At 43.8% G+C, this 7507-nt stretch carries 7 protein-coding genes and 2 pseudogenes; 5 read left to right on the forward strand and 4 right to left on the reverse strand.

Annotation, left to right across the window (positions count from 1 at the left end):
* Positions 1-76: 76 nt before the first annotated feature.
* Positions 77-1666, reverse strand: coding sequence for an ABC-F family ATPase (locus tag VOR_RS0113730; RefSeq protein ID WP_010320270.1), 1590 nt, complete (start codon positions 1664-1666; stop codon positions 77-79).
* Positions 1667-2060: 394 nt separating this feature from the next.
* Here VOR_RS0113730 and mobA point away from each other — a divergent pair, with 394 nt between their 5' ends.
* The 3 genes and pseudogenes from mobA to VOR_RS0113745 all read left to right on the forward strand — a co-directional run bounded on the left by mobA (position 2061) and on the right by VOR_RS0113745 (position 3632).
* Complete coding sequence (gene mobA / locus VOR_RS0113735) at positions 2061-2648, forward strand: molybdenum cofactor guanylyltransferase MobA (RefSeq protein WP_010320271.1); 588 nt, start codon at positions 2061-2063, stop codon at positions 2646-2648.
* Positions 2645-3157 (forward strand): annotated as a pseudogene (mobB, locus tag VOR_RS0113740) (molybdopterin-guanine dinucleotide biosynthesis protein B); the annotation flags it as partial. The gene mobA and the pseudogene mobB, both read left to right, overlap by 4 nt.
* A gap of 199 nt (positions 3158-3356) precedes the next feature.
* The gene (locus VOR_RS0113745) at positions 3357-3632 is read left to right on the forward strand and encodes a DUF2960 domain-containing protein (RefSeq protein ID WP_010320273.1); all 276 of its coding nucleotides are present in this window, start codon (positions 3357-3359) and stop codon (positions 3630-3632) included.
* A gap of 78 nt (positions 3633-3710) precedes the next feature.
* Here the strand turns inward: VOR_RS0113745 and nagK are convergent, their stop codons facing one another.
* Positions 3711-4622, reverse strand: coding sequence for an N-acetylglucosamine kinase (nagK, locus tag VOR_RS0113750; RefSeq protein ID WP_010320274.1), 912 nt, complete (start codon positions 4620-4622; stop codon positions 3711-3713).
* 156 nt (positions 4623-4778) lie between these two features.
* On the reverse strand, positions 4779-5510 hold the full coding sequence (locus VOR_RS0113755; protein ID WP_010320275.1) for a tRNA-uridine aminocarboxypropyltransferase: 732 nt from the start codon (positions 5508-5510) through the stop codon (positions 4779-4781).
* Positions 5511-5602: 92 nt separating this feature from the next.
* On the opposite strand from VOR_RS0113755, the pseudogene VOR_RS17965 reads away from it, so the two are divergent.
* Together VOR_RS17965 and VOR_RS0113765 are read left to right on the forward strand one after the other, a co-directional pair.
* Positions 5603-6394 (forward strand): annotated as a pseudogene (locus tag VOR_RS17965) (sterol desaturase family protein).
* A 42-nt stretch (positions 6395-6436) separates the two neighbouring features.
* On the forward strand, positions 6437-6940 hold the full coding sequence (locus VOR_RS0113765; protein ID WP_010320277.1) for an NlpC/P60 family protein: 504 nt from the start codon (positions 6437-6439) through the stop codon (positions 6938-6940).
* 28 nt (positions 6941-6968) lie between these two features.
* Here VOR_RS0113765 and VOR_RS0113770 read toward each other — a convergent pair whose 3' ends face one another.
* Entirely contained in the window at positions 6969-7310 is a 342-nt protein-coding gene (locus VOR_RS0113770; RefSeq protein WP_010320278.1) for a DUF3802 family protein, read from the reverse strand.
* Between the last annotated feature and the right edge of the window lie 197 nt (positions 7311-7507).

Consider the following 7507-nt stretch of genomic DNA (forward strand, 5'->3'; position numbering starts at 1 on the left):
GTCGGATTTAAAACTCAAATTGCAAGCATTAAAAAGGCCTCCCGCAGGAAGCCTTTTCTTAAGAGTAAACCGTGGATCAGTTTACGCCACGAGATTTCAAGAATTCAGCATAAGTGCCTTTGAAATCGGTCAGTTTGTTATCACGGATTTCAATGATGCGCGTTGCCAGTGAGTCCACAAATACGCGGTCGTGAGATACGAAGAACAGAGTCCCTTTGTAGTTCTCCAACGCCGTGTTGAGTGATTCGATCGATTCCATATCCATGTGGTTGGTTGGCTCATCCATCAACAGCATGTTTGGCTTATGCATCATTAGTTTACCAAGCAACATACGACCTTGTTCACCACCAGAGATGACCTTAACGGATTTCTTGATGTCATCTTGGCCAAACAACATGCGCCCTAAGAAGCTGCGGATCACTTGCTCGTCATCCCCTTCTTGACGCCATTGGCTCATCCAGTCAAACAGGTTCATATCTTCGGCAAAATCGTGCGCGTGATCTTGAGCGTAGTAACCAATATTCGCGTTTTCAGACCATTTATAGCTGCCGCTACGAGGCTCAAGTACACCCGCTAAGGTGTTAAGCAGTGTCGTTTTACCGACGCCGTTTTCACCAATGATCGCTACACGTTCGCCCACTTCAAAAATGGCGTTGAAGTTACTGAACAGATCGTTTTCAAAACCTTGGCTAAGGTTTTCAACTTCTAACGCGTTACGGAACAACTCTTTCGATTGTTCAAAACGAATGAAAGGGTTTTGGCGGCTAGACGCTTTAACTTCGTCCAATTGGATATTGTCAATCTGCTTGGCTCGTGACGTCGCTTGCTTCGCTTTAGATGCGTTCGCAGAAAAGCGTGCAACGAAAGTTTGCAGTTCAGCAATCTGTGCTTTCTTCTTGGCATTATCAGAGAGCAGACGAGCACGCGCTTGCGATGCCGCTGTCATATACTCGTCGTAGTTACCCGCGTACAGACGCAGTTCACCGTAATCCAAGTCAGCCATATGTGTACATACGCTGTTTAAGAAGTGACGGTCGTGCGAGATGATGATCATGGTGCAGTTACGTTGGTTTAGCGTATCTTCTAGCCAGCGAATGGTATCCATATCCAAGTTGTTGGTTGGTTCGTCAAGCAGCATGATGTGTGGTTCAGCAAACAAAACTTGCGCCAATAGCACACGCAGTTTCCAACCTGGTGCCACTTCGCTCATCAAACCAAAGTGCTGTTCAAGAGGAATGCCCACTGCAAGCAACAATTCACCGGCTTTAGACTCGGCCATGTAGCCGTCCATTTCCGCGAATTCAGTTTCGAGATCCGCAACCTTCATGCCATCTTCTTCAGTCATTTCAGGTAGAGAATAGATACGGTCACGTTCTTGTTTAACTTTCCACAACTCTTTGTGGCCCATGATTACCGTGTCGATAACCGTGAACTCTTCGTAAGCGAATTGATCCTGATTCAGTTTCGCCACACGTTCGTTAGGATCATAGCTAACGTTACCACTCGAAGGTTCAAGCTCTCCGCTTAGAATCTTCATAAATGTTGACTTACCACAACCGTTAGCGCCAATCAGGCCATAGCGATTACCTTCGCCAAACTTAACGGAAATGTTTTCAAACAGAGGCTTTGCGCCAAATTGTTGAGTGATATTCGCGGTGGAGATCAAAACCAGTACCTTAATAAATGTGAATTGTATAAAAAACTGCGCAACGTTACTTGTTCAAGGCTCGAACTGCAAGCGATGTTTTTGTTTCACTGCCGTTAAAAGAAATCTAACTATTTATTTTTGAATATAAAATGGTTGAAAAAGCGATAATAAGAAGCCACACCTAAAACGAGTAAAAGCAAAAAATCAGCTTTCACTTTTCGCATCTTTATAAGTAAGAAAATAAAAAATCGAACTGTGTTAGTCAGATTGGTTATAATCATCAGCCAGTTAGCACCAAGGCATGAGTTGGGTTATCATCCTTAATTTGGTTTGTCGCCACTAAAAATGGGCAATCAATGAGTTTAACTTGTCTGTACGGCGCTCTTCTCATCGCACAATTAAGAGACATTTCATGTTACTTCCCACACAAACAAGTTGGGTTATTTTAGCGGGTGGGCAAGCCAGCCGTATGGGTGGACAAGACAAAGGGCTGATTGAACTCAATGGCCAACCTTTGATTCAACATGTCATGAATAAGCTTAAGCCGCAATCTACTAACCTGACGATTAACGCTAATCGTAACCATGCACAGTATCGTCAGTTTGCGCCTGTCATTTCCGATACCATGGCTGATTACCCTGGGCCACTCGCTGGAATTCAGGCAGGGTTAACCCATGCACAAACCGATTGTGTCGGATTTGTCCCTTGCGATTGCCCGTTGATCAATGACGATCTTGTTGCGCGTTTTTGCCATGCTGCTCAAGACTCGCATGATATTTTAGTCGCCCATGATGGTCACTTCGCTCAACCCGTATTCACCCTTATTCACCGACGTGTGCTGCCAACACTGACTGCATTTTTAGAACGTGGCGAGAGAAAAATCACCCGCCTTTATCAAGAATGCCACACAGATTACGTTGACTTTAGCGACTCGCCAAACTGCTTTTTGAACCTCAACACGCCTCAAGATCTGGCACAATTTGGAACTTTGACATCATGAAATATCAAGCGCCTTCATGCCCTTTACTTGGTTTTGCGGCCTACTCTGGCACAGGAAAAACGACCCTGCTTGAAGCCTTATTGCCCAAGTTAAGGGCAGCAGGCCTAACATTAGGCGTACTTAAGCACGCGCACCACGATTTTGATATTGATAAACCAGGTAAAGATAGCCATCGGCTGCGTAAAGCGGGGGCAAGCCAGATGTTAGTTGCATCGCGCTATCGTCATGCAATGATGACTGAGACGCCAGAAGCCGAACCCGATTTCGAATATCTTTTGTCTCGCTTTGATTGCGATAAACTCGACGTAATTTTAGTTGAAGGGTGTAAAAACCTCGCCTTTCCAAAAATTGAATTGCACCGTGCTGAAGTAGGTAAACCTTGGCTATATCCAAATGATGAAAATATCATCGCTATCGCTGCGGATGAAGTTGTGAAAAGTGCTTTACCACAGATGGACATCAATGATCTCGATGCAATCGCGGCATTTGTTATTGAATATGTACAGCGTTGTAAATGAAATATCCTGCGCTATTTCGGTGGTGAAAGCGTGACAATTATCCCACTTAAAGGCAAAATCTAGCCCATTACATGTTGGTTAGTCATGTTTAAGCGCTACCAACGCCCCCCATTTTCAATCGGTTGATAGTAAGCGATCAGCCTTTGTTTATTTTCCCGAAATTGGGAATGACGATTTTAGAGAGATGATCATGGCTCGCACCATTTTGTACACTTACAAAAATGAAGATAAAACGCTGACTTTTTCTTACGAAAAGCATCACAACATTCAAGAAGCAGTAGCAGAAGCAGAAGGTATTGATATTACTGATTTTTTAAAAATGGAACAGCAGCTGGAAATGATTTCTGACGCAAAATCGGTACGCAATTACCGCGATAACCACTTTAAAAAGTTAGGCTTTAGCAAGCTAACACTGCAACAAAAAGAAAACGTAGGTGTGGGTAAAAAAGACACTAACGCCCAATAAACAGAACTTAGGTTAATCATTAACTTTTGACTGATATAAAAAAGGGCCCGTTTGATTATAGGCCCTTTTTGTTTGATTTTATGATTTGATATTCAGGAAAGCCGCACCACGTACACCGCCTGAATCACCATGTTTTGCTTTGATGATCTTCGGACATTTCGCGACAGAAAGCAGGTATTTCGGTACGCGTTTAGGCATCTCTTGGTAGATTAATTCAAAGTTTGATAAACCGCCACCGAGCGCAACAACGTGTGGGTCATTGGCTGTGAAAATGTTGGCAAAACAGATGGCAAGTAGTTCCATAAAGCGCTCAACATGCTCAACGGCTTTCGCTTCACCTGCTTCATTGGCGTGAATGATATCAATCGCTTTTTTGTGCTCGCCATAATAGTGCTCGTACAATAGCTCAAAACCGCGGCCAGAGAGATAACTGTCTAAGCATCCTTGTTTGCCACAACCACAGCCGAGCATCGGCGCGTTATCGCCAAGATGTAACCATGCATCAAGAGGCAGACGCATATGACCAAACTCCCCTGCGACGTGGTTACGACCAGAGAACACTTTCCCTTCATAGATAAGGCCGCCACCAAAACCTGTGCCGAGAATTAGGCCCATAACCGAAGGCTCATTTTTCAGCTCATCGTCCCATGCTTCAGAAAGCGCAAAGCAGTTTGCATCGTTTTCAATCTTCACGCTGCGGCCAATTTTTGCTTCTAAATCAGCGCGTAACGGTTTGCCTTTTGCAGCAGGAACGTTGACGGTTAATACCGTAGCATCATCAGCATCTTCCATACCTGGTAGGCCAAGGCCTATTTTACCTTCCACACCCAATTGCGCGTCATATTTATTCACCAACTGCGCAATGGTTTCAACTAACAGATTGTAGTCGTTTGTTGGGGTAGGAACGCGCTCCGTTGCTACGCGTTCTAACTTCTCATTAAACGCACCAAATTCAATTTTAGTGCCACCGACATCAAAGCCGTAGTACATGCAATCTCTCCTAAAATTTGCTCATCAATGAGCTAAAAATAAAACTTTGGGCATTATCCACAGAGCTCAGCCTACAATCCGTGACCAAGTACCAATTTATCTGGTCTATAGGTTCGATTGAACAATTACTCATCACCGAATCGATCAACTTTAGAGTCACGTCTCGCTTTGCTGCTGGTCGATGAAACGTTTCAAGACAGGCCTGCTCAAATCATGCTTTAGGCGGGTTTTGCTCAGCAAGTAACTTTCTCGAAACACTTCAAACCATTGGCTTAATAGCAGAGAGGCTTGATGCTCACCCACTTCAACCAATACCAACGACGCCACTTCAGCCGTTGATAAATGCTGCTCATTATCAGATTTACGCATCATATATTGCGATACGCTTTTAGGTGCGATAGACATCACCGGAAACGCATCCAAATAAGGTGATTTGCGAAACATTCGTCTTGCCTCTCGCCAGCTTACATCAAGCAATATCAACAGTGGTTTGCGTTTATCGTGCGCGCTCGGAGGGCTTTGCATTACTCGAGACTTTTCATCCACATACTCTTCGGGAAATATGACAACTGGTTGATAGACGGGATTATTCAACAGTGCTAGCATTTCCGTGTGAGGTTCAGTGCGATTCCACTGATAAACGTAAGTTTCTTTAATCACATCGGCAATTAGTCGACCAGTATTACTGGGTTTAAATACTTCATTTTCAGAAACCAGCAGTAATACTGCGATATCCGTATCCATATCCGGTTGATGGCCGCATAAGCAGTATTGCGTGGCGACCTGACAATAGGCACAACGTTCAACTTTCGCACCACGAGCTTGAAAAGGTTTGGTCGATAACGCTAAGCGATGTTGGAACAAATGGTTAAATGCGTGGATTCTCATAAATCAGGGCGGCAAGCTGGAAAGTGCTGCCGATTGTACTTACAGTACAAGCAGATTCCTAGCACAAGACCATTGAAGATGAGCCATTAAGTATGAACCTGAACCCTGAATTGATCCGTTTGAGCGTATTTTTCGCTGTATTTATGCTTTGTGCGCTGTGGGAATGGTCTTGCCCCCGTAAAGCACTCACCCAAAGTAAAGCCACTCGCTGGCTGAATAATTTAGGTTTGGTTGGTTTAAATAGCGTGTGCTTATCGCTATTGATGCCAGTGTTAGCCATTGAAGCCGCTTATTGGGCGCAGCAAAACTCGATTGGCCTTTTTAATTGGATGGATTTACCACAAGTGGCTGAAATTGCGCTGTCAGTGATTATTCTTGATGGCGTGATTTACGCTCAGCATGTGCTTTTTCACTTCTCTCCTTGGTTATGGCGTTTACATCGCATGCACCACGCTGACCAAGATATTGATGTGACCACTGGCTCGCGGTTTCATCCATTCGAAATGATTCTCTCTTTGTGGATCAAAATCACTTGCGTGATCATGTTGGGTGTCAGCCCATTCGCGGTATTGATATTTGAGATTGCGCTCAATGCGAGCGCGATGTTTAACCACAGTAATGCAAAATTACCGTTGAAAATGGACCGTTGGCTTCGTTGGTTGGTGGTGACACCTGACATGCATCGGGTTCATCATTCAATCATCGCACAAGAAACTCACTCCAATTTTGGTTTTTTCTTGTCGTGTTAGGATCGGCTATTTCGTACTTATCGTGCTCAGCCAGAATTGGGCCATAAGCAGATCATTATCGGCCTGCCACTCTTTCGAGAGAAGCGTGAGCAGTGGTTGGATAAAATGATTACTCAACCGTTTAGGGAAAAGTAATGTATAAAAATACTGGATCCGAATGTTACTGAGGCCCTAGAAATGCACTATAAGAAATGGTCAGTCGTTGGTTTAACTATTTTATTAATGGCTTGTAGCTCGATTTCATCAGTAGAAGTAGAAAGAGCCGATGTGAGCAATGAAGAGATTGAGGCCGTTGCAAATAATCAAGACTCTTTAGGTATACTGTTTCAACGCTGGCAAGGAGTGCCGTACCGATTAGGTGGTGAAACGTTGAACGGAGTCGACTGCTCGGCATTTGTGCAAATAGCGTTTAAGGATACATGGCAGATCCCTCTGCCACGAACCACACGCTCACAGAGTCAAACGGGTTTTGAGGTAAATTATCAAAATGCGCAGCGCGGGGATTTGGTCTTTTTTAGAACATCAAGGACGAGTAATCATGTTGGAGTCTATCTCGGAGACAAGAAATTCATGCACGCCTCTACGTCTAAAGGTGTGATGATCTCAAGGATGGATAATCCCTATTGGGCTTCTAAATTCTGGCAATTTAGGCGGATTATAAGCCCGCCTAACTCTAATTAGTGTCGCACTTCAATTAGTCGTACTTGAATTAGTCGTACTTCGCAACGGCACTATCGAACAGATTCTTCACTAAAGCGATGTATTCATCAAGAAAAAGGATCTGTTCATTGGTCGCAGGTTTATTCCAAACACCCGCCAATACTTCACTAAGGTCCGCTACTAAAGAATCAGCTTCTTTAAGTAACTGAAATCGAACACTGGAATGTAGCTCAGGGTTTTGTTCAAAAATAGCCATGATGTTGCTTGAAACCATGTCGGTCACAACATCTTCTACACTTTCAGCACCAATATCTCCGCCTGATGTGAACACATCAATATTAAAAGAGAGATGCTCTATCAGAGCCAAATAACCATCGGTTTCTACAACCACTTTAATTCTCCGCTTTACCGCTAGATTGCTAGTAATCACTGTACCTTCAATAATACTAAGCCATGTCAGCCCATTTTCACAGATTTGATAGTTTAGACGTTCAAATTTCCCGCGATTTCTTGATAAGCATCTATTTCATGAGTATTTATTTTCCCCAAAGTAGGATACGGCATCCTATAAATGGGGTTACTATACCC

Source organism: Vibrio ordalii ATCC 33509 (assembly GCA_000257205.1).
In the GTDB taxonomy this organism is placed as follows: Bacteria; Pseudomonadota; Gammaproteobacteria; order Enterobacterales; family Vibrionaceae; genus Vibrio; species Vibrio ordalii.